This window comes from Microcoleus sp. N9_B4 (genome assembly GCF_036701635.1).
In the GTDB taxonomy this organism is placed as follows: Bacteria; Cyanobacteriota; Cyanobacteriia; order Cyanobacteriales; family Microcoleaceae; genus Microcoleus.
Genome location: NZ_JAUBRC010000018.1, coordinates 73,536 through 96,330 on the forward strand (window position 1 = coordinate 73,536; position 22,795 = coordinate 96,330).

A 22,795-nucleotide genomic window follows, 5' to 3' on the forward strand; every position below is an offset into this window, starting at 1 on the left:
GTCCGGTTAACTTAAAGGCTGATTAAACTCGCCCGGAGACTCCGCTGTCACTTATCGGCGACACGGGAGTGCGGACGCAACGGCACGGATTTCACATTAATTTCAGAAATATTATCCGTGTATCTGCTTAGATTTCATGTCCTGCTCTCAGTTATCGACCAGATGATTGAATTGTGACTAAACAATTTTAGATTTTAGATGGCGAGTTGTAGATTTTTCATTTTTTTAAGCAAAAGCTCCGGAATTTGGAACCCAGCCAATCTAAAGTCTAAAATCTCAAATCTCAAATCGCCCGATCCACAACAACTCCTAAACTTTTATTTATGCTGACCCATCACCGCAAGCCTGTAAGTTTATCGCTGGTATCCACAGATTTACCATTGTGGTCAGTTGTTGAAACCGCTGGTACGCTTTATCAAAAAGACCGCGATCGCTTTCACTTGTTGTTGCACGAACCAGCAATAATCGATCGCCAATTTTCCGACGGCTCCGACGAATCTGGCGAGCAAGTTACAATCTTGCCCCCAACTACAAAACCCCGGTTGCTCTGGCTAGAAGTTTCGCCCTATCGAGTCATTATGACGATGCAAGGAAACGGCAAATACAGTTACCGCCACTGCTGGGAACGAGGAATGTACGGCCTGAGCCGTTATTGGCTTCAGGGCGAATCGCTGGCGACTCCCGAACAGTTGCGACTCCGCAACTTCACCCGCAACTTGACGCTGACAGGAAAGCCGGAACCCGAGCACTTGCGGTTAGAATATGAGTTGTGGTCGGAGAAAGTACAACTCGGTCGCTATATTTTGAATCTAGAAATTCATCACTAAATTGGGTAATTGCACAGGGTTAGATAGTAGGTGAAGGCGACGCATTCCTCAAATTCATTCACCCCCCGTGGGTTGTTGGGGTTCGCGTGGCCATCTCAAAACTCAAAACTCTTAGCCTTTAGCGATCGCCCTTACAATAATTAATCAGTTTGCTAGTCAAAGCGTCTTGATTTGCGGCTGCTTGATTCGCCTGTTGGCCGGCTCTAATAATATCTGCTTGAGCTGTTTGGATTTGCTCTCGACCTTCTATACTTGTAGAAGCGAGATTTCCAGCCTGAAGACTTTTGCTTATGTCCCCGAGTGCTTGACTAATTTCCTGGAAAGATTTAACCGATGGCTCCTGAATTTCTTTGAGGGTGGGATCTGTTATTCGCAGATCCTCAAGTTCATTCGCTATCAGGTTCAAATTTTTAGCTAAATTGTCGGTCGTTGCAGCATCGTTGCTGTCTTTATCAACATCAATGAGAGCGTTGCCTTTGTTGACAATTTCAGTAAATTTAGTACACTGGACAGCTCGGCTATCGCTGCAACTAATCGTCAGCGTACAGCAAGCAACAACTATCAGCAGGATGGCAATCTGTTTGCGAAAAAAGTACATGAACCCTCGGTTGCAAAAAAAGTAGATTCTGGGATTTTGTCGTAGAGTGCGTCACTCGATTTTCGATTTTCGATTTTCGATTTACTTGCGACATTGAATCAAAGGAGCTGGAACTTTGGTCTAAAATTAGGGATTGTCCACAAGGCGAGTGTACGCGGCACAGTATCCGTTTTTGGGTGTGTCAGCGGGCCGATCGATATATCGACTGTCGAAAAACTTTTGCGGCATTCAAACACGCTCTACTAAGCTAAACTACGTACCTGTTTAGGAACTATGGTCAAAAACAGCAATAACCTAAAGAAGGGAAGCATTTGGGGATATCTTACCCTGCTTTTGCCTATTTCCTTGACGGCGGTTGCCAGTTTCGAGTCGGGAACGATGTTTTGGGCGATCGCCACCACAGCGGGCATTGCTTGGGCTTACAAGCTCTACCAGCAGCAGCAAAAACATAAACTCGCTCATTTAGACTCGGTTTTCTATAAGTTGATCAAGGAAAATCAAGGGCGAGTTACGGCTTTGGATTTGGCGATGAATGCGAAACTGCCGGGAGAAAAGGTTCAAGAGTATCTCGACGAACGAGCCTCTGAGTTTGCAGCAGATTTTGAGGTGACGGAACAAGGCGGAATTTTGTATTATTTTCAAATAGCTCCACCTGTCAATCAAAGCGAAACAGCTAATGCGGTAATAGCTGTTCAAGAGCCTCCCACAAACCGAGAAAAAGCACAAGATAAAAAACCAAATTTATTCCCCATTGCTCAAACCCAGACTCCTCAAAAGCCCAAAATCTCTTTTACCCAGACGGAACTCTCGCGCAGGTTCAAAGTTCACGCAACTACGATCGGCAAGTGGAAACTTAAGCCGGAGTTTGCTCAGTGGAGCCGCGAAAAAGACCCGGAGGATCTCGCCTGGGAATATTCTACAGAAAAAAAGCGATTTTATCCCAAAGATTGAGTTCCTCTGGTATTTGCCAAAACATCTCAAGAAACCCGGTTTATACGACGCTCTGCGGTTACTAACGAAGAATTTGGGAAGAAACCGGGTTTCTAAGACTTGAGCGCGTCCAGGACTAATTTTACTGCGGTTGATCGAAAGCATCCAGGATACAAGCCCCCGGATTCATTCCTTCGCAGACTCAGGACCCAGAAATAAAAAACCTGTATCCGATAAAGGAAACCCCGAATTTATCCGTGGGGTCAATGCTTCAATTCTTTAATCTAAAATCTAAAATCTAAAATCTAAAATCGATTGACCGATCGACCTCTTTAGGTTATTTTAAGTAAAATCGTGTTTTGCTGAGTCTGCCAAATAAAAATCGGTAAATTCGATCGTCCTATCAATTACTTTTTTTTCCTATGTCCAAAACAACCTTGCGAGTAGTCGCCCGCCTCGTTGCGTTTCCCGACAAAGTAGCAGAACTTAAATCTCTGCTGCTGAGCATTATGGAACCCACTCGCAAAGAAAAAGGCTGCATCAAATACGAACTCCTGCAAAATCAAGCCGATCCCACAGATTTTACGTTTGTTGAAGAGTGGGAAAGTGCAGATTTGCTCGAACTACATCTCGGTTCAACTCACATTCAAGACGCCGTGCAGAAATTAGACGGTTTGGCCGTTGGGCCTCCAGATATCCGCCGCTATGAATTGCTAGCTTAATCGGGTTTTTATCGCAATTTTATTAAGGTTTTTGAATTAGCTTCGACCCCCCTAGCCCCCCTTAGTAAGGGGGGGACAAGAGTGAAAGTTAAAATTGTAGTAACTTCGGAAAATTTTATGACATTAGCAACAATAAAACAGTTATTTATTTATCCCATTAAAGGACTGACTCCCCAAGCAATGTCGGAGTTTGCTTTAACAGCCGGACACGGAATTAAGGGCGATCGAGCTTTTGCCTTAATGTTTGCAGATAATCTGGAAGCTGCAAAGATGCCCGCCCAAAATGTCCCTTGGATGAGCAAAAAAAATTTTGCTGTCCAAAACGATTGGCCTTTGTTAGCAGCTTTGGAATGTGATTATCAACCAGAAACGGCCGTTTTAACAGTCAAGCGTCAAGGAGTTGAAGTGTTATCTGCAGAAACCAACACAGCAGCGGGGCGCGATCGCATCGGCAGTTTTTTCACAGAATATTTGGCGGCAATTGAACCCACAAAAGAAGCGAGACACCCGCAGTTTGCACCTTTGCAGTTAGTGGGCGACACCAGCGGCGAAACTCGTTATCCCGATCGAGAACCAGTACACATTTCTTTGCTCAGTCAAGCCACATTAGACCAATTAACAGAAATTGCTGTTCAAAACATTGACGTGGGCCGATTTCGCCCGAACATTGTGCTAGAAGGTATGGCAGCTTGGTCAGAATTTGAGTTGATCGGAAAACAGTTTCAATTAGGCACGGCGCGCATAGAAGTTACAGCACGAATCGGTCGCTGTGTCAATATAGAAGTGAATCCAGAAACAGGCGATCGGGATATTTCTCTACTCAGTTTACTGCAACAGGAATTCGGTCACGCACAAACTGGAGTTTTAGCCAAAATTATCAACAGCGGCACAGTTAAAATCGGCGATGTTTTGCATCCCTAAAATAATCAGTTGATGCGTTGTTATATATCCGAAGCCTTTAGAGGCGTGCCCGAGTCCACAATCCGAACCAACAGCAGACAATATTAACACAAAACCCGCCCCAACCCAGCGACTCATCCTGCTTCCGGCACTCTCACCTTATTACCAATCAAGTTCAGAAAACTCGTTCCAAAATGTTGAACCTCCAAAAAATTAGCATAAGTAGGAGTTGACTTGTAAACTCTAAAAGTCCGCATAATTCCTAAAGTCGCGGCACTTTCCAGCGGGCCGATAAAGCTAGTATCCCTGTCCAAAAAATGAGACTGCTTAGCCCAGTGTGCCATCTGTTCCGCATTCAAAAAATAGCAGCCGGAATGAGGATTCAACGCCCGCTCAAAAGCGATTGTTTGTTCCATGATTTTTCCCATTAACTGCCGCTGCTCCTCTACATTTTGAAACGGAGAAGTCGCTGAGTCTGCTAAATCACCATCAACATATGCTTTGAAAACCGCGCCTTTAGGCGCTATTTCATAGCGATTAGGTTGCAGCAAATTCCCATTTCCTCCGTGATGCGTAAACCACTTTAATTTACTAAAAAACCACGGATCATGCAGCACTAAATCATCTTCCAAATAACAGAAATAATCGTATTTGTTAAGACACGCTCGCAAAACTGCTTGACATTCAAACCCCAACAGCAGCGGTTCGCATTTTGTAGCATGGTGCATAAAACATCTGGGCTGCACGGGCAGTTGAGGCAACAGATGATAACCTTGAGTAGTGCAAACAACAATGTCAATTTCGTGCTGTTGAGATTGATTTGCTGGGATAGTTGCACATTCGCTAATGTCAATCATGGACTGAGATTTGCCGTACAAAGCTTGCAGCGATGTCACGCAAGCGGTTAAAGCATTTAGTCGTGGTTGCGGATCATTTCGCTGGGAAGCGTGTTTCCCGTCGCCGCTGGGATTGTAAAAGTGAGCAATAGTGAATAGAATTCGCATTGGTGTGGAGTAACAATTAGAAATTAAACAATAAAACAGAACGATCGCACAAGAACCCTATAAATCTTACCGCACTTAGTCACCAAATAACTCCGGCAGGCGATCGCGCAACTCAGCATTTAAACGTGGCAATTCGTCCCGCATCTGTAAGTACCAATCTCGCCGCTGCCGGTAGTGTCCGCACAGCAAGCGGTTGTCGCGCACCCATTCGTAAGCATTGGCGGCTATTTCCCGGCGCATAGAAGTGTCAGAAATCAGCGAATTTAGTTTGGTTTCAAACTCTTTTTCATATCTATAAATCAATCCGGTTTCACCTTCGACAATCGAATGTTCGTACACAGTGGGACTTGCCAGCACCGCTACTCCCCGCGCTGCACATTCAATAAATTTTAAGTCGGATTTCGTTTCGTTAACCGGGTTGGAAACAAGCGGGAGCAAAGCTATATCGCAACTGTACATAATTTCTTGATACCGTTCGTAATTGCAAAAGGGTTCAAATTCTTTTTGCTGTATTTTTAAGGTTTCAAAAAATCGGCGGTCATGGATTACTTTAACTCGAATCCGGTGCTTGTGTGCGACTAAAACTCGATTGAGCGCTGCCATAATTGGCTGCCAATCTTTTTCGCGGTTTAGCGCACCAAAAAAGATGGTGACTGTATCTTCTGCAGGGTAAATTCGCGGGGGAGGGAGATAGGCTAATTGATTGGGAAATACGGCAACATTGTGATTGTAATACCGCAAAATTTTTGCTAGCGGTTCTGTAGAAGTTTGCACGCAGTGACAGCCGCGATAGCTGAGGTAATTATTGTCGGCGTATTCGCGGCGGCGGATCGGATTGTCGTCAATTTCAGCTACTATTAAATAGCCTTGTTGCAGCAGTTCTTTGAGTTGGGGAATATAGCCGGGATATTGCATGATTGTCCGCTGCCAGATGAAGACTTTTTCTTCTCCCAGCAGGGGGGGAATTAACTCTGCTGTTTTCACGCCGGATACGGTGCGGACACCGGGAATTGTAGCGCTAAATTTGTCCGGTTCCAAAACTCGCACACGATCGCACCCTGTAGGAGCCATAATGATAGTCTGAATCAGCAGTCTGCGCGCAGGTACGGTCGATTTGGTCGATCGCACGATATAATGTTCAGCACCCGTTTCCGTAGCAAAGCTGCTCGATGTTAGCTCTAAAGCCTTTACCATGGGATGCAGTAATTCCTGAAAGTGGACAAAATTTTCGGTTTTGTGTCCCTTCCCTTGAAATTCATAAACCTGCAATTCGGCTTGAGCAAATAGTGATTTAATACTTTCTAGGGTAAACCAGTGCTGCATCTTACTGTCGGGATTCTCCCACTGTCCCCGCAACAGATTGACAATTCGCCGCCAGTATTGAACATTAGGGATTTTGGCGAGAATTTGCCCCTCTGGATTCAGCAAAGCACTGTACTGCTTGAGCACTTCCCAAGGGTTTTTGAGATAGGGTAGCAAGTCGCCAAAAACCAAACAATCGACGGTTCCTGGGGCGATGTCGAGACTTTCGAGGGCAATTTCTTCAATATCGGCTACCGTCACCCAGTTTAGCCGATCGACTGCAATTTTAGCTTTTTCTCGATCGCATTCAATGCCAATATACTGACAATGGGGATTGATCAGCTTGTACTGTTCGCCCGTCGAACCCGTACCGCAGCCAATTTCAACAATGACTTTAGCATCCGGCGGTAGCAGCTTCAAGAGGTCGTGGTTGACGCGATCGATCACTGTGTCTAAAATTCCTGATTAGTTGATCGTAAAATAAAACAGAGCCACCCATGCCAACAGACGACCAGCCGAAGGTTAGCATTGCGATGCCAGTATACAATGGCGATCGCTATCTTTGTCAAGCACTAAATTCTCAATTGCGAACTTTTTTTCTTTTCTCTTCTCTTGGTCTGCGTTAAGAGTGTTTCCTTTAAATCTTATTCACCAATCCTCCAAGGATTGCTATATGTTAGCCAATATTCGGCAAAATTATAATTTCTTCTCTAGCCTACCCTTTTTTAGCGCACTTGAGCCGATCAATTAATTCTGCTTTTCCTCCAAAAATCCACACTCCACTGTGCTAAATACATTAGAAACTATGAACCCTAATCTAGGAATGAACATTGCCGGCTACATCAGCGGCGAATTTGGCATAGGAGAAGGTGTCCGAGCCAACATCAGAGCCGTAGAAGCCGCCAACATTCCCTTCGTCATCAACAATTTTACCCGCAGTCCCCACCGCAAACAAGACACCACCTATCAAAACTTTAGCCAAGACAATCCCCATCCCGTAAACTTAATTCAAGTCAACGCCGATCAAGTTGCAGCCTTTATCAAACATACAGGTTCCACCTATTTTGAAAACAAATACAATATCGGCTTTTGGGCCTGGGAACTTCCCGCATTTCCCCCAGAATGGCAGCCAGCATTTAATCACTTTCACGAAATATGGACTTACAGCAACTATTGCGCCGAGGCAATTTCCGCAGTCTCGCCAATTCCCGTCATCAAAATCATGCCCAGTATTGCTCTTCCCGCACCTTCCCTGAAAAGAGAGGCACTGAATTTACCGAAAAATAAATTTATTTTCTTGTTTGTATTCGATTTTTCCAGCCACATTGAGCGCAAAAATACTTTAGCGACACTTCAAGCATTTCAACAAGCTTTTGGCGAAGATAACCGCCTCTTGTTGATTATCAAATCTTCTAATTCAAACAAACATTTAGAAGAGCAAAAATTATTAAATTCTGCTATCGCCAATTGTTCAAATATCAAACATCTAGACGGGTATTTGTCCAAAAATAAACTTAACGGTTTGCTCTACAATTGCGACTGTTATGTATCCCTGCACCGCTGCGAAGGATTTGGCTTAACAATGGCTGAAGCCATGTTTTACGGGAAACCCGTAATTGCCACCGGCTATTCATCAAATACAGAATTTATGAATGTCGGCAATAGCTATTTAGTCAAGTATAAGTTAATCCCAATTGAGCAAGATTGCGGGCCTTACAAAAAAGGCAATGTTTGGGCAGAAGCGGATGTCGAACACGCTGCTGATTTAATGCGGTACGTCTTTAACAATTACCGGGAAGCTCAACAAATGGGAGCGATAGCGGCAGAGGAAATTAAGACTTTACTCAACCCGCAAGTTACAGGTAATAAAATTAGAAAACGTCTCGAATATATTGCCGAGATTACGGATAACTTTCAAAGCATACCTCTGTCAGGAACAGCCAAAGCGAAGTCTGCCAAAATCAGGGCTAACTTGCCACCATCACAGCAACAAAGTCAATTAAAAGGAGAACTGCCAAACGAGCAGCCGAAGGTTAGCATTTGCATTCCGACATACAACGGAGAAGCATTTATTGGGGAAGCAATTCAAAGTGCTTTAGCCCAAACATACCCTAACATAGAACTGATTATATCCGATGACGGCTCCACAGATCGCACAATTGCGATCGCCCAATCATTCCAATCACAAACCTCAGTCGATTTCCGCATCATACTGCACCGCAACTACGGCTTATCACAGAACTGGAATTTTTGCATCTCTCAAGCAACAGGTCAATACATTAAATTTCTCTTTCAAGACGACTTGCTTGCACCAGAATGTATTGAAAAAATGGTCGCTCTCGCCCAACAAAACCCAGAAATAGGTATGGTTTTCTCCCCGCGCGGCATCACCATAGCTGAAGATGAATCTAACCCAATTTTGCGGAGAGCTTCCCAATCAATTAAAGATTTGCATAAAAGTTGGTCAAATTTAAAATCTATTCAGCCCGGACAAGAATTACTGGCAGATACAAACTGCTTGACCAACCCGATAAACAAATTTGGCGAACCGAGTACCGTCTTAATTGCCGCGCGAGTTTTTGCAGAAATAGGATTATTTGATTCGGGATTATCTCAGTATGTAGACTTAGATATGTGGTGGCGAATCATGGGTAACTATCACATCGGATTTGTAGATGAAAAACTGTCGTCACTGCGGATTCATCCCGAACAACAAACTTGGAAAAACTTCGCTGCTGGGGAAAATCATAAGGATGTAGTCAGATTTTACAAAAAACTACTAAATAGTCCTGATTACAGTTTCCTGGATCAACAAATCAAACAGACAATCCGCCAAAAGCTGGCATTGAGAACCCAGCCGAGTTTATCGGAATTGTCACCACTGCTTGATCAATACAATAAATTCCCCTCAAAACAGCCTCTTCTCGCGCTGCGCCCTTACCGCCAACAGCTAGCTGAATATTGGCTGAATTTGCCAGCGAAAAAATTAGAAACGGCTTACTCGCAAGACGCGGGGAAAGCTCATAAATTGCTACTAGATAGTGGTCTCAAAAATGAAACTTTAACTGAGTCAGAACAAATTTTTGTCCAGCAATTATCCTCGAAACTTGCTGAAGGAGGGGAAATTGCCGAGAAGATGCAATATCTACTCGCAGCGATGCTGTACTGCGACGCTTATCAGTTGCCACTTGATTATAACAATGCAGCGATTCCCCAGTGGTTTTTTGACGACTTTTTGAAATTTATCTTTCAGTCTCCCGGTTATTTTAAACACAACTCGGAAATAGAAACTTACTCTGAATATTTCCAGCATTTAATCAAGTACGTCGCTGGAAATATCGCCCGTTTTCGCGATTCAGAACTGTGGCGTTATTTGGCGGCATTCATGGCGAAAAATGTTAGCTTCCAAGCTTTGTATTTGAGCGAGGTCAATCTGCTCAATATATTGAGTCAGCGAGCTGATATTCTGGAATTTTATTTGAAAAATATCGGCTGTCAAATAGAATGGAATTTTCCTCAGAGAGAACCTGAAAGAACTAAAATCCGAGTTGGCTTTTTGCTTGATAAAATTAGTGATGAATCCGAGACTCGTGCTGCCATTTCGAGTTTTGAATATTTAGACAGAAGCAAATTTGAAATTATCGTGTACTATTTCCAGGTACAAGACGAGCGACTGGGGAAATATTGCGAAAATTGCGCCGACCAACTGGTGCAACTGTCAGAATATTTGCCCAATCAAGTCCGAGAAATTCGATCGCACGATTTAGATATTCTGCTAATCTGCACCAATACTACCGACACTTCTCAACCAAGCGCGCTGCTGTGCCTGCACCGACTAGCGCGGGTGCAAATAGCTACAGGTGCATCCACCCCCGCAACCACCGGAACCCGAAATATCGATTATTTCATTGCTGGAGATTTGACATTGCCCGCAGGTGCAGAAGCAGAGTATCGCGAAAAATTAATTACTTTAAAAGGTTCGGGAGTTTGTTTAAGCTATACTCTAGGATCAGCACCTGCCACAGTTGAACCGACTCGCAGCAGTTGGGGAGCTACTGAGGAATCTGTAGTGTTCATGTCCGGCGCTCAAGCTTTGACAATTATCCCCGAATTGAGAGAAACTTGGGCAAAAATTATTGCTGCCGTACCGAATTCTATTTTAGTTTTGTATCCCTTTAGTTCCCGCAATGGAAACTATCCAACAGTGCCTTTTTACAACCAAATTCGATCGCTCTTTGCCGAATTTGGGATTGACAAAAAGCGCTTAGTTGTGATTAAAGCGCTGCCATCTCGCGCCGATTGCATAAAATGTCTGGAATTGGCTGATATATATTTAGACTCCTATCCATACAGCAGTGCCTGCTCCTTAGCAGAACCCCTGTTGGCCGGATTGCCTGTAGTGGTAAGAAAAGGGCAAACAACTCGATCGCGACAATCAGCCGCCGTGCTCGAAGAACTACTACTTCCGGAACTGGTAGCAAACAGCGAGAACTCTTATTTAGAGCTGAGCATAGCACTGGGTACCAACCCAGAACTGCGCCGGCACTACCGCGAGCGAATCCAGGAAAAAATGGCGGCAAACCCCAAATATCTCGACAGTCGCGCTTGCTCGACCCAACTCGAAACACTCTTTGAAAGACTATTCCGAGAGTGAAGGAAGAAGGAAGTTCAGCAACTAAGCAGTGTACGGGATTTAACGGATGGATGTTGAGGGAAGAAGGAAGATGGCAGAAGTAAAGATTTTCCCACTCTCCCACTCTCGCATCCCGCTACCATTCTGAGACCCGTGGGGAACCCCTCGCTAGACAGAGCGTCAAGAAATAGACAGCAATAGCGCTAGCCCACTGACGGTCTGCTATCATCGGGGAATCGAGGGGTTAGTGGTTGTCGCTCTTTTCCTGCCACAGCTAAATTAAAAGGGGAAGCGCAAGTCAGTTGGAGATAAAAAAATGACAGGACTTTTTCAAATAGGCGATAAATTACTGCAAGCTCAGGATATGCCATCGCTCCTGAAGCGGTATCAGTTGATGCCGCAATTCTTGCGCGGTGTAATAGTAGACCAAGCGATCGCATCCTTTAGTTGCAGCGACGAAGAACGCCAATCCGCCACCCTTGACTTTCTGGCACAACACCAACTGACAGCCCCCGAAGCCAAAGAAGCTTGGCTGCGTGGCCAAAATATGACGGAAGAAGAACTTCAAGAGATGGCCGTTAGGCCCTTGCTGATCGAAAAATTTAAGCAAGCCACTTGGAGACCTAAAGTAGATAATTATTTTTTAACCCGCAAAGCCAGCCTAGACCACGTAGTCTATTCCCTGGTACGCACCAAAAATCCAGCACTGGCAAACGAACTTTACTTTCGCATCCTCGAAGGGGAACAAACCTTTGCTGAAGTGGCCCGCGACTATTCCGAAGGGCCGGAGTCCAAGTCAGGTGGCTTGTTGGGCCCAGTACCCCTCAGCCAGCCCCACCCGGCAATCAGCAAACTTTTGTCCGTCAGCCAGCCAAATCAACTCTGGACGCCGCGTCCTCTGGCAGAATGGATGGTAATTATTCGACTAGAAAAGTTCATGCCGGCTCAGCTCGATGAATCGATGCGGCTGCACTTGATTAACGAACTCTTTGAAAGCTGGCTCGCCGAACAGATATCGCAAATAGGCCCGCTACAGCCCCTCTCCTCCCTGTCTTCAATTTCATGACAATCAAGCAAGTTGGTCAGGGGCCCCCGGATTTATCCGTGGAGACTTGAAAAAGCGTAGCATCCTGACAAAAACCCCCTGGATTCAATCTAAAATCTAAAATCTAAAATCTAAAATTGGATGACTTCTTCCGCTGTTTCCCTCTCCCAAATTCAGGATTTCCTAGCTCAAACACCTCCCTTTGACCGAATGTCAGAGACGGCTCTGACAGCCTTGGTGGCTAAATGCCAACTCCTTGGCTACCGGACGGGGCAACCCCTGTTTGAACGGGAAAAAATGCCGACTCAGGTGGCAATTATCTATCAAGGACAGGCCCGGCTGCTGGGGTTTGACCAGCGCTCGCAGCGCCACGTAAGTTTGCGCTTGGTGCAGTCGAAGGAAATTCTCGGCTGGGCTGGCTTGGTCAGGGGAGTTCCCTGCGAAACGGCGATCGCCTCTACAGATGTGATCGCGATCGTCCTACCTGCTGAAGAGTTCCTGAGTGTACTGGAAAAACAGCCGACCTTTGGAGAAGCATTTCGCGAACACTGTTCCTTGAGCGAAGTATTTGAACTGTTGAGCCTGGAGTTGCAGCGCCAAGCCGACGGGACTTCCAATCTCAAGGAACTCACCCTGCAAGCTTGGCAAGACGCGACAGTTGTCAACGTACCAAACGGCAACAAAAAAACTCAAGACATCGCCAAAGAGCTAGATGCCGATCGAATTTGGCTCGTCAGCAGCGGCGTCTTGGGCGACTTTCCCACCGGCAGCCGCTTCTCTGTGGAAAACGCAGCCAAATCCTTAAAAGTAGAAGGCCGCCTCGGCGCCCGCTTGGTCGGCTTCCGGGAACCCCCAGAACCCCAACCCGAAACAGACTCATTAAATGGCACGACAGAGATAGTAGGGCCTGGGCAGAATCCGCCCGGAACATTAATCGAGGTTCTACCCGGCCCAGACCGTCCCCCAGAACCCAAAACCGACCAACCAAAGGATGCGGGGAGATACCCAGTTTTCCGCGCCAAAGGGCAGATTGAGGGCCCGCTTGCTTGCTTCCAAATGTTGAGCAAGTATTTCGGCCTCAAATTTCGTCGAGATATCATCCGCAAAGTTCTAGAAAATCAGTTAAAAACCGCTGGTTCTATCAGTATGCAAGCCTGCGGGGCGATCGCCCAAAGCATCGGCCTCACGCCCCAATTAGCGCAAGTGCCCGCAGAAGCAATCAACCGCATCAAAGCTCCCGTAATGATTAAATGGCAAGATAGCTTTGCCATTATTTACAGCATCACCGAGCAAGAATTGGTGATGGCGACCCCCGAACAGGGGCTGATGCGGAAGCGGATACCTCAGTTTAAAGAAATCTGGGGCGAACAGGGAGAAGTCCTGCTCCTGCAAGCTCCGCAAGTCGAACAAAAAGAGCAGTTCAGCTTCTGGTGGTTTGTGCCGGCCCTCATGGAACACAAGACAGTGTTTTTTGAGGTGTTGCTCGCTTCGTTTTTTGTACAGTTATTTGGTCTTGCCAACCCATTAATCAGCCAAATAATTATTGATAAAGTCTTAGGTCAGCGCAGCATTGACACCTTGGATATTTTGGGTGCATTTCTGTTAGGTGTTGCTCTGTTTGAAGGACTGCTCAACGGTTTGCGTACCTTTTTGTTTATAGATACCTCAAACCGCATTGATGTCAAATTGAGTGCAGAAGTCATCGACCACTTACTCCGGCTGCCCCAAAATTACTTTGACAATCGGCGTGTGGGAGATTTGGTCTACAAATTCAGCATGATGGGCCAGATTCGGGAATTCATGACGAGTACAGCTCTGACAGTGGTTCTCGATGCGGTATTTTCGGTGGTTTACGTCGCCGTGATGCTCTCTTACAGTGTGCAGCTAACGTTTGTATCTTTGGCAGTGGTACCGATACTGGGGCTGATGATTGTTCTAATCAATCCGCTGGTGCTTCGCCTAATCAAACAGAGAAATATGCGTTTTGCTGACTCTCAATCTTATCTAGTGGAAGTAGTCAGCGGGATTCAAACTGTTAAGGCTCAAAATATTGAATTGAAATCCCGCTGGGAGTGGTCGAGCCGCTACGCAAAATACATTACAGCCAGTTTTAAAACAATTATCACGGGGACTACGGCCGGTACGATTAGCGGCTTTTTAAACCAGGTGGGTAACTTAGCTCAGTTGTGGGTGGGAGCTTATTTGGTACTGGGAAATGAGATTACTTTGGGTCAGTTGATTGCTTTCCGAATTATTTCCGGGAACGTGACTGGTTCGCTGCTGCGTTTTGTGAGCGTCTGGCAGAGTTTCCAAGAAGTCTCGATGTCGATCGATATGCTTAAGGATGTGGTCGATACGCCGACGGAAACCAGCGATGAAGACCGGAGCAATATCCCGCTGCCGGCAATTCAAGGGCAGGTTACCTATGAGGAGGTTTCCTTCCGATTCCTGGAGAGCGGGGCACTGCAATTGGCTAATGTTAATTTGGAATTTCCCGCTGGCAGTTTTGTGGGAATTGTGGGTGGAAGCGGTTCCGGTAAAAGTACGGCGATGAAGCTGTTGCAGCGTCTTTATCCGCCGTTGTCGGGCCGGATTTTTATTGACGGCTATGACATTGCCAAGGTGGAATTATATTCGCTCCGCAGCCAACTTGGGGTGGTGCTGCAAGATACTTTGCTGTTTAACTGCTCGGTACAGGAAAATATTGCTCTGAGTAATCCCGATGCGAGTACGGATGAGATTGTGCGAGCTGCAAAATTAGCGGTAGCTCACGATTTTATTATGGGCTTGCCTGCTGGCTACAATACGATAGTCGGAGAGCGTGGTTCGTCGCTTTCTGGGGGTCAAAGGCAGCGTTTGGCGATCGCCCGCACGATTTTGCAAAACCCGAAACTGCTGATTTTGGACGAAGCTACAAGCGCCCTCGACTACCATTCCGAACGCCAAGTTTGCAATAACTTAGCAGAAGCTTTCGCCGGCCGCACGGTGTTTTTCATTACTCACCGCCTGACTACCATCCAAAACGCCGATGTAATTATTATGATGGATCAAGGTTCTGTAGTCGAGCGGGGAACCCATAAAGAATTAATGGCTCTTAAAGGGCGTTACTACTGCCTCTTCCAACAACAAGAGTCATCGAATACCTGATCTCTAACAACTCACAACTGATCACTAACGCTTAACAACTGAGAACTAACAAATGGCTATGAAATCGTTAATACTTTCTGAGCAACCAGTCATTCTCGAAAAACCAGCGATTTGGTCGCACTTGTTTTTGTGGATGATCATGCTGATGACCACTTCTGCTGTAGTTTGGGCTTATTTTGCTAGCGTAGAGCAAGCTGTCCCCGCTGTGGGTCAATTGGAACTCAAAGATGGTGCTAGAGACATCCAAGCACCTGCTACGGGCGCTGTGGTGAGACTTCACGTTGAAAATGGCGATCGTGTGGAAAAAAACCAGCCTCTGCTCACTTTCAACCCCCTTGCACCCAGCGCCGATTTAACATCGATACAGAAAACTAAAGAAGCTCTGGAAAAGGAAAATAAATTTTACGAAGATGTTGTCAACGGCAAAATTCAAGGCGCTGTTCCTTCTAACCTAGAATCAACAATCAAGGACAGACAGAGCCTTACGGCACAAAATCAAGTGCTGCAAGCTTTGATTGACGAACTGTACCTCAATCGGGGAGCTAGCGGGAATTTTGATGCTGCTCAGCAAGGACTTTATGTTAATTATCGATCGGAATTTCTGTCTCGCGTCGCTGCAGCTCAAGGCCAAGTTCAGGAGTTGGAAAAACAACTGAAGCAAGCTCAGGATGCTGAAAAAGCCGCCGGCGATCAAATGACAGTGGCACAGCAACAATTGGGTTTTGCCCAAAACCAATTAAATTATGCCCAGCAGCAGTTAGGTTCTTCGCAAGAGCAAGTAAAATCAGCCCTGGCTCAGAAAGATTTGGCCCAAGAACAGTTAGCGAAATCCCAACAAGTATTGAAGTCGAACCAAAACATTCTAGGCAGACTCGCCCCCCTGGTGGAGGAAGGAGCCATCGCTGAACTGCAAAAAGAACGTCAAGAACAAGATGTTTTCAGAGGCCAAAGCGACGTTCTCAAACAGCAAGATCAAATCAAGCAGCGCGAAGGTGAAATCAACTCTCGCAAGGGCGAAATTAACACGCGCCTCGGTGAAATCAATACGCGCCGAGGCGAAATTAACGCGCGTCAAGGTGACATCCAAAAAATTAGTGCTGACATACAGCGCCAGCAAGGAGAGCAAGCACGCATTCAGGAGTCGATAGCCCGCGCCGAAGAACAGTTGAAAAACACCAAGGATTCCTGGGCCAAAGAACTTTATACCAAAATTGCTGAAAACGAGAAACAAATTGCCAGCAGCGATTCTCAGCTAAGCCGCTTCAAAGTGGAAAACCTGAAAAAGTTGTCCGAGGTGAACGCTCAGCTAGAAAAGGCTCAACAAAACCGCGACACTCAAGTTCTGAAAGCTCCGGTATCCGGTGTTATCTTCGATTTGAAGCCTTCTACGAAGGAGAAAGCTAAGTTGGATATGGCCAAAGATCCGATATGCCAATCCATTATTAATTCGGTGGTGAAACCGGGCGAACCGCGCCCAGCACGCTGCGAAGAAGCTTATTACGAAGCGCAGCAAACTGAAAAGCTGCTCAAAGTTTTGGATGACGACAACGGTCTGGAAGCAGTGGTTTACCTGGAAAACAGCAATGTGGCTCTGGTATTGGATGCTTTAAGACAGAAGCGGGCAAAATTGGAGCCGTATCACGGCAAGCAATTAGACGGAGAAAAGATTGACTGCGAAACAGGTAAAATTTGCGTTTGTCCAGAGAAGGAAATTAACAGAGAGAAACTGGGTTTGACGAAATACCAATGCGTGCCTGTGGAAGTGAATGTAGAAGCTTTCCCAGCGATGGAGTTTGGTACTGCTGAGGGTGAAGTGATAGAGATTAGCAGCGATGCTGAGCCTCCTACTGAACTGCGGAAATACTATGCTTTCAAAACCAAAATTAAGCTCAAAAATCAGAAGTTTGTTTTGAACAAGGACAAGGCCAATGAAGTGGAGGTTAACTTGCAGTCGGGAATGTCCGTGAGTTCTAATATCAATATCGGCAAGCGGACTGTTTTGCAGATGTTTATCAACCGATTTACTGGCAAATTGGATACGTTCAAGACTATTAAGTAGCGAACAGTTGACGGTTGACTGTTGACGGTTGACTGTTGACGGTTGACGGTTGACCGTTTACTGTTGATTGTCAGTCGAAAAGCTGATGATATCATGTCCGTTCGATCGATCGCGATTTTTGTTGTGGCGGGTTCAGCAACAATACCTGCCAATAATTGACAATATCAAAAACCCGCCCCGACCGGAATATTATGGTTAATCGATCGGACATGATATGACTAGATTTTACAATTCCGATGCTACCGGATTGGATATTAATGAAAAAAATCATATTATTTACTCTATATCTAATTCCTGTTCTCTTATTAATCGGATTTGTAGCGAATTTTAGCGTTAACGTTCCCGTTGATGACGAGTGGAGGTTAGCTAGCCTTTTTGAAAAAATAGCTGGGGGAAATGTAACTTTTAACGATTTTTGGGCTTTGCACAGCAACCACCGCATACTTTTCCCTAAAATAATTATTGCGGTGCTGGCTTTTGCTTCCCGATGGAATATTAATTATCAGTTGTGTCTCAGCATAGGTTTGGCTGCGATAACTTTTATCGCTATGTACAAGTTATCCTCGATGCAAGTTAAGAATGTCGCGGATGATTTGTGGCATTTAGCTAATATTTTAACTTGTATTTTGCTTTTCTCTCTAGTTCAGCACGAAAACTGGCTTTGGGGATTTCAATTGGCTTGGTTTTTCGTCAATTTTTGTTTTGTAGCTGCGGTTTATGCGCTGGTTTTAAATCACAAATTATTGCCTAATATAGCGGTTTTTAATCGGATGAAACAGAGATGTTGCACCACGATAAATAAGCTATTTAGAAACGGGCAAGATGCCCGTTCCACAAGAACATTGAATTTTTGTGGAACGGGCATCTTGCCCGTTGTTGAGAATGATGCAACACCTCAGATCAAACAGAGTACGGAAACGGCAGTGCCGTGTCCCTACGATATTCAAATATCGATTGCGGCAGGATTCTGCTTTATTGCGAGTTTTTCCCTGGCCCAAGGTTTGCTTTCTTGGTTGGCTGCGATTCCGGCTGTGGCGGCTTTAGAAGGAAATGCGGCGCAGAAAAGAAAAAGACTTATTGTCTGGATGCTGCTGTTTGTGGCAACTTGTGCTGTTTACTCAATTGATTATCATCCTAGTCGGAAAACAAGTATTATTTCATTGTTGAATAAGCCCCTGGTGGTAATTGATTACTTTTTGAGTTTGTTGGGTTCGCCAATTGTGCGATCGCCGGGAATTTCAGCATTAGTTGGATTGCTAATATTTGCAAATTTCTTATTTTTGGGATTCCACTTTGGGAGAAAGATTACTGAGCATCGTGAGGCTTTACCTTGGCTGTCAATAGGTTTGTTTTCGGTTTTATCGGCTCTGTTTATTACGGCTGGTAGGGCAGAATTTGGGGCAATTCAGGCGATTGAATCGTCGAGATATACGACTAATTCGATTTTGCTGTTAATTGCTTTGGTTCAGCTCGGTCAAGTGTTTGTCCGAGGTAATAATTCTACCATAAATCCCAACTATAAATTTGTTTTTCGGGTAGTCGCCGGGCTGTTAATTGGGATAATTATTGTTAACTCTCAGCAGGCGATCGCCCAAACTAGATCGGCACTTCTTTACAAACAAGGCGCTCAAGATTGTTTGCAGTTAATCAACTATCTGGAACCGTCTGATTTTTTTGATAATTCGCCGGAAAGCTGTTTGAGGGTGCTGACCAAAAAAACTTGGCTGGTGAGAGAAGGCGCTGCAATGATCGACAAAATAGGCTGGAGAAAGTTCGCGAAAAATGTAGAGTTTATTTCTAATACGGAGAAAGTTTACGGTTATTTAGACAAACCTCAAACTAGCGATAAATCCTTGAATGTTAAGCAAAATGATGCTGTCAAGGCTGCTGGTTGGGCGGTTTGGCCAGAAAATTTGCAACAGCCGAATATTGTACTGCTATCTGTCGGAGACAAACAATCTTTTTTTGCTAACGCTTATGTAAATTTAGACAGTCCCGACATTGCTGAGAGTTTAAAATCTGAGTTGTACAACAATGCAAGGTGGGCTGTTGATTTGTCGGATAATAATTTGCCGATCGCCCAAACCGAAATTAAAGCTTGGGTGTATAATCCTGTTGACAACCAGTTTGTCCAGTTGCGCGGAGGATGAGGAGTGAAAATTTCTGTGATTATACCAGCCCACAATGAGGAGGGCTGTTTGTACGGTACTGTGCGCGCGATCGCCCAGACGCTGGATTTAGAAGGCATTCCGCACGAAATTTTGATTGTGAATGACAACAGTGTCGATCGAACTCTTGATATTTGCCAGGAGTTGTCAGAGACTTTTCCCACAGTGAGATACATCAACAATCAACCTCCCAACGGTTTCGGATTTGCTGTGCGACGGGGATTAGCGGAATTTGACGGAGATGCGGCAGCAATTGTGATGGCGGATGCTTCCGACGATCCGATAGATTTGGTAGCAGGATACCGCAAGTTGCAAGAAGGATATGATTGCGTTTTCGGTTCCCGCTTTATCAAAGGTGGCTTTATAGTTGATTATCCAATTCACAAGTTAGCAATTAACCGCTTAGCAAACTGGTTTGTCAAAAGTATTTTCCGCTTGCGGTACAGCGATGTCACCAATGCTTTTAAAATTTACCGCAGAGAAGTAATTGAAGGCGTACAACCGATTTTGAGCCATCATTTTAATTTGACAGTGGAACTGCCTTTAAAAGCAATTGTTCGGGGTTTTTCCTATACGGTAATTCCTCTGAGGTGGTACAATCGGACTGCTGGTATTTCTAAGCTTAAGATCAAAGAGATGGGAAGTAGGTATTTGTTTATTGTCTTGTATGTCTGGCTGGAAAAACATCTCTCTCGCGGCGACTACCACCGGACTACAAAGATAGCAAAGTTGAAAGTGAATGCCTGAGAGAATTTTAATTGTTGGTGGTGCCGGTTTCATCGGCAGTTGTTTGGCAATTGGCCTGAAGAAACTGCACCCGGAATGGCAAATAATTTGTTTAGATAACCTGCGTCGCCGGGGCTCGGAATTGAATCTGCCTCGGCTTAAAAGTTGCGGGATTCAGTTTGTTTACGGCGATATTCGCACAGCGGCCGATTTAGATCCAGTTGCACTGAATGCTGACTGCATTATAGATTGTGCTGCGGAGCCTTCTGTGCTGGCTGGTTTTAGTTCGCCTCAGTACGTTTTGCAGACGAATTTACTGGGTACTGTGAATGTTTTGGAGTTGGCGAGACAAACGGGTGCGAGTTTGCTGTTTTTGTCTACGAGTCGAGTTTATCCGATCGCCAGTGTCAAATCTGTTAAGCTGTTGGAATTGCCGAATAGATTTGCGATCGCCCCTGAGCAAACTTTACCCGGTATATCGGAGTTGGGCATATCAGAAGACTTCCCATTAAAAGGACACCGTTCGCTTTACGGAGCAACTAAATTAGCTTCGGAATTGCTGATTGAGGAATATAGGGAAGCATACAATGTACCCGCAATTATTAACCGTTGCGGGTTAATTACTGGTGCTTGGCAAATGGGTAAAGTCGATCAGGGAGTTTGCGGTTTGTGGGTGGCGGCTCACTATTTTCAAAAGTCGCTGAATTATATCGGTTTTGGCGGCAGCGGGAAGCAAGTTAGGGATTTGCTGCACGTTGAAGATTTGTTGAGGTTAGTTAATTATCAGTTAGAACATTTTGCTGAATTTGATGGCGAAGTTTTTAATGTTGGCGGCGGTTTGAGCAACAGCCTTTCTTTGGTTGAGACAACTGATTTGTGCCGTAAAATTGCGGGTAAATCGATTTCAATTAATCCTGTTTTGGAGGAACGCGCGGGGGATATTCCGATTTTTATTACTGATTCTTCTAGGGTGATGGAGAAAACAGGATGGCGGCCTGTTATTGGGCCGGAAGCGGCTTTGCAGGATATTTATGATTGGATTGCTGCTAATGAGGTGGTTTTAAGTTCGATTTTGTAGGGATTTTTTAACCGCAGATGCAGTCGGATGTGTTGTGCAATTTGGTAATAAAACCATTTCTTCTGCGGTAGGGAAACGGCTTTTGGAGTCTCCGGTATTAGGACACGGCAGTGCCGTTTCCCTACATAAATTTATACATAACCCTATTTTTAAAATCGGACGAGAGCGAATTATATCTCAATTGTTGCCCGATTAAAACATGAGGAATGACCGCTCGCGGATCTTGAACGCGATTCAGCATTCATCCCCAAACTTCTGTCAAATCTAAGACAAACCCAGGCAACACATCTTCACCGGACAAACTAATAGGATTTTCCAAGACTTCTACATCTTGACTTGGCCTGTAAATCTCCACCTTTTTGTTTTTCCGATCAATCAACCAACCCAAACGAGCGCCATTGTTCATATACTCTTTCATCTTGGCTCGCAGCGGTTCCATGTTGTCAGTTTTAGAACGGAGTTCTACCACAAAATCAGGACACAAGGGAATAAAACTTTCTTTTTGTTTTGGGGTGAGCTCATCCCACCTTTCTTGACGCACCCAAGCAGCATCGGGAGAGCGATCGGCTCCATTAGGTAAGTGAAAACCAGTAGAAGAGTTAAATGCTTTACCTAGTTTAGTTTGACGGTTCCACAACCAAAGTTGTCCTTCTATATCGAGATTTCTGTATCCTGTTTCGCCTCCGGTTGGTGGATTCACGATTAACTCTCCTTGTGCTGTTCTTTCTAATTGTAATTCTCGGTTGGCGATCGCCAATTCAACGAATTGCTCGCGGGTAACAGTGAGTGTTAGTGTCGGCGGAATATTCACAGCAATGGCGCGGGATGTTTGTGTCATCATTTTTTTCCTAAAATTGATGCTTTTTTAGCAAATATATCCTGATTTTTCCCAGCCAAAACTACAGGACTACTTGCAATTTTTATTATAACAATTGAAATGGTCGAGGGGCGGCGGCCGACCGCTTTCGCCAATCATTAATTGTTTGGTTTCGATGCTTTGACAAACATTTGCCCTCCCAAAAACCGCCACAACAAAGGTAATTTCAAGTAAACTTTTAACAGCAAAGGCGAGGCAGGTCTGCCTTTAGTCGAAAACGGTAAAAATCTTGGTATAATTAAGTCAATTTCAAACCCGACTGTTTGTAAAAGCTCTTGCAGCGATAAATGGGTTATCGGTAATTGATGGTCAATAAAATCGTAATATTCTTTGAATGAGTATTTAAAATTCGGCTGGATGACCAAGAGAGAACCCCCGGGCTTGAGAGCGTCAAAACAAAAGGATATAATTTGGATTAGTTCTTCTTTGCTGCTGAGATGTTCAAAAAAATTAGAGATAAAAATGCGGTCAAAATGTTCTGTAAAAGCTAGGCTATTTCCAAAACTTAAGACATCAAAATTCAACACTTTGACATCAGGATTGGCAAATAACTTTGAATCAGGATTGAGGTCAATCAAACATTTTTTTTCAGCCATGATTTGATTTATAAACTCGCAGTAACCGCCGCCAATATCTAAAACCGCTGATTCTGGAGGAACATAATCTTGTAAAAACTCGCCAATTAAAACTTTCCAGAGTGCCACCTTTGCTTGCATTTGTCGGGAATCAAAGCGGTTGGCATACAACTTTTTGAGATATGTGTCAGTTTTCATAGTAAA

General features: G+C 44.8%; 16 protein-coding genes. 11 read left to right on the top strand and 5 right to left on the bottom strand.

Annotation, left to right across the window (positions count from 1 at the left end):
• Window positions 1–323: 323 nt before the first annotated feature.
• Window positions 324–827 (top strand): hypothetical protein, encoded by a 504-nt coding sequence (locus QUA43_RS14205; RefSeq protein WP_333374715.1) that lies wholly within the window; start codon window positions 324–326, stop codon window positions 825–827.
• Between the two features lie 118 nt (window positions 828–945).
• Here QUA43_RS14205 and QUA43_RS14210 read toward each other — a convergent pair whose 3' ends face one another.
• Window positions 946–1,425: a hypothetical protein gene (locus tag QUA43_RS14210; RefSeq protein WP_333181890.1), complete on the bottom strand. Its 480-nt coding sequence runs from the start codon at window positions 1,423–1,425 to the stop codon at window positions 946–948.
• Window positions 1,426–1,698: 273 nt separating this feature from the next.
• Between QUA43_RS14210 and QUA43_RS14215 the strand changes: the two genes are divergently transcribed.
• From QUA43_RS14215 to QUA43_RS14225, 3 genes are all read left to right on the top strand, one after another.
• The gene (locus QUA43_RS14215; protein ID WP_333374717.1) at window positions 1,699–2,376 is read left to right on the top strand and encodes a hypothetical protein; all 678 of its coding nucleotides are present in this window, start codon (window positions 1,699–1,701) and stop codon (window positions 2,374–2,376) included.
• A gap of 401 nt (window positions 2,377–2,777) precedes the next feature.
• Window positions 2,778–3,077 (top strand): putative quinol monooxygenase, encoded by a 300-nt coding sequence (locus tag QUA43_RS14220; protein ID WP_006632217.1) that lies wholly within the window; start codon window positions 2,778–2,780, stop codon window positions 3,075–3,077.
• A 117-nt stretch (window positions 3,078–3,194) separates the two neighbouring features.
• A complete protein-coding gene (locus QUA43_RS14225; protein ID WP_333374719.1) occupies window positions 3,195–3,998 on the top strand; it encodes an MOSC domain-containing protein in 804 nt (267 codons plus the stop codon).
• A gap of 113 nt (window positions 3,999–4,111) precedes the next feature.
• Here QUA43_RS14225 and QUA43_RS14230 read toward each other — a convergent pair whose 3' ends face one another.
• A complete protein-coding gene (locus tag QUA43_RS14230; RefSeq protein WP_333374720.1) occupies window positions 4,112–4,981 on the bottom strand; it encodes a calcium-binding protein in 870 nt (289 codons plus the stop codon).
• 75 nt (window positions 4,982–5,056) lie between these two features.
• On the bottom strand, window positions 5,057–6,730 hold the full coding sequence (locus QUA43_RS14235) for a methyltransferase domain-containing protein (RefSeq protein ID WP_333374721.1): 1,674 nt from the start codon (window positions 6,728–6,730) through the stop codon (window positions 5,057–5,059).
• A gap of 358 nt (window positions 6,731–7,088) precedes the next feature.
• Between QUA43_RS14235 and QUA43_RS14240 the strand changes: the two genes are divergently transcribed.
• The 7 genes from QUA43_RS14240 to QUA43_RS14270 all read left to right on the top strand — a co-directional run bounded on the left by QUA43_RS14240 (window position 7,089) and on the right by QUA43_RS14270 (window position 21,139).
• Window positions 7,089–10,937: a glycosyltransferase gene (locus QUA43_RS14240; protein WP_333374723.1), complete on the top strand. Its 3,849-nt coding sequence runs from the start codon at window positions 7,089–7,091 to the stop codon at window positions 10,935–10,937.
• A gap of 295 nt (window positions 10,938–11,232) precedes the next feature.
• On the top strand, window positions 11,233–11,982 hold the full coding sequence (locus QUA43_RS14245) for a peptidylprolyl isomerase (protein ID WP_333374725.1): 750 nt from the start codon (window positions 11,233–11,235) through the stop codon (window positions 11,980–11,982).
• Between the two features lie 120 nt (window positions 11,983–12,102).
• Window positions 12,103–15,108, top strand: a complete 3,006-nt coding sequence (locus tag QUA43_RS14250; RefSeq protein WP_333374727.1) for a peptidase domain-containing ABC transporter — start codon at window positions 12,103–12,105, stop codon at window positions 15,106–15,108.
• Window positions 15,109–15,166: 58 nt separating this feature from the next.
• Window positions 15,167–17,167 carry a chromosome partitioning protein ParA gene (locus tag QUA43_RS14255; protein WP_333374728.1) on the top strand — a complete coding sequence of 667 codons (2,001 nt, stop codon included), beginning with the start codon at window positions 15,167–15,169 and terminating at the stop codon, window positions 17,165–17,167.
• Between the two features lie 257 nt (window positions 17,168–17,424).
• Window positions 17,425–19,317: a hypothetical protein gene (locus QUA43_RS14260; protein ID WP_333374731.1), complete on the top strand. Its 1,893-nt coding sequence runs from the start codon at window positions 17,425–17,427 to the stop codon at window positions 19,315–19,317.
• Between the two features lie 3 nt (window positions 19,318–19,320).
• Window positions 19,321–20,082 (top strand): glycosyltransferase family 2 protein, encoded by a 762-nt coding sequence (locus QUA43_RS14265; protein WP_333374733.1) that lies wholly within the window; start codon window positions 19,321–19,323, stop codon window positions 20,080–20,082.
• Window positions 20,075–21,139 carry an NAD-dependent epimerase/dehydratase family protein gene (locus QUA43_RS14270; protein WP_333374735.1) on the top strand — a complete coding sequence of 355 codons (1,065 nt, stop codon included), beginning with the start codon at window positions 20,075–20,077 and terminating at the stop codon, window positions 21,137–21,139. The genes QUA43_RS14265 and QUA43_RS14270 overlap by 8 nt, the downstream gene beginning before the upstream one ends.
• 241 nt (window positions 21,140–21,380) lie before the next feature.
• Here the strand turns inward: QUA43_RS14270 and QUA43_RS14275 are convergent, their stop codons facing one another.
• Together QUA43_RS14275 and QUA43_RS14280 are read right to left on the bottom strand one after the other, a co-directional pair.
• Window positions 21,381–21,980, bottom strand: a complete 600-nt coding sequence (locus QUA43_RS14275) for a Uma2 family endonuclease (protein WP_333374736.1) — start codon at window positions 21,978–21,980, stop codon at window positions 21,381–21,383.
• 134 nt (window positions 21,981–22,114) lie between these two features.
• Window positions 22,115–22,789 carry a methyltransferase domain-containing protein gene (locus QUA43_RS14280; protein WP_333374738.1) on the bottom strand — a complete coding sequence of 225 codons (675 nt, stop codon included), beginning with the start codon at window positions 22,787–22,789 and terminating at the stop codon, window positions 22,115–22,117.
• Window positions 22,790–22,795 lie beyond the last annotated feature (6 nt).

Bases quoted from the DNA above. Each gene is read 5' to 3' on its own strand.
- QUA43_RS14280 (WP_333374738.1), bottom strand. From the start codon at position 22,789: ATGAAAACTGACACATATCTCAAAAAGTTGTATGCCAACCGCTTTGAT.
- QUA43_RS14270 (WP_333374735.1), top strand. From the start codon at position 20,075: ATGCCTGAGAGAATTTTAATTGTTGGTGGTGCCGGTTTCATCGGCAGT.
- QUA43_RS14250 (WP_333374727.1), top strand. From the start codon at position 12,103: ATGACTTCTTCCGCTGTTTCCCTCTCCCAAATTCAGGATTTCCTAGCT.
- QUA43_RS14275 (WP_333374736.1), bottom strand. From the start codon at position 21,980: ATGATGACACAAACATCCCGCGCCATTGCTGTGAATATTCCGCCGACA.
- QUA43_RS14240 (WP_333374723.1), top strand. From the start codon at position 7,089: ATGAACCCTAATCTAGGAATGAACATTGCCGGCTACATCAGCGGCGAA.
- QUA43_RS14220 (WP_006632217.1), top strand. From the start codon at position 2,778: ATGTCCAAAACAACCTTGCGAGTAGTCGCCCGCCTCGTTGCGTTTCCC.
- QUA43_RS14225 (WP_333374719.1), top strand. From the start codon at position 3,195: ATGACATTAGCAACAATAAAACAGTTATTTATTTATCCCATTAAAGGA.
- QUA43_RS14210 (WP_333181890.1), bottom strand. From the start codon at position 1,425: ATGTACTTTTTTCGCAAACAGATTGCCATCCTGCTGATAGTTGTTGCT.
- QUA43_RS14255 (WP_333374728.1), top strand. From the start codon at position 15,167: ATGAAATCGTTAATACTTTCTGAGCAACCAGTCATTCTCGAAAAACCA.
- QUA43_RS14205 (WP_333374715.1), top strand. From the start codon at position 324: ATGCTGACCCATCACCGCAAGCCTGTAAGTTTATCGCTGGTATCCACA.
- QUA43_RS14230 (WP_333374720.1), bottom strand. From the start codon at position 4,981: ATGCGAATTCTATTCACTATTGCTCACTTTTACAATCCCAGCGGCGAC.
- QUA43_RS14245 (WP_333374725.1), top strand. From the start codon at position 11,233: ATGACAGGACTTTTTCAAATAGGCGATAAATTACTGCAAGCTCAGGAT.
- QUA43_RS14260 (WP_333374731.1), top strand. From the start codon at position 17,425: ATGAAAAAAATCATATTATTTACTCTATATCTAATTCCTGTTCTCTTA.
- QUA43_RS14215 (WP_333374717.1), top strand. From the start codon at position 1,699: ATGGTCAAAAACAGCAATAACCTAAAGAAGGGAAGCATTTGGGGATAT.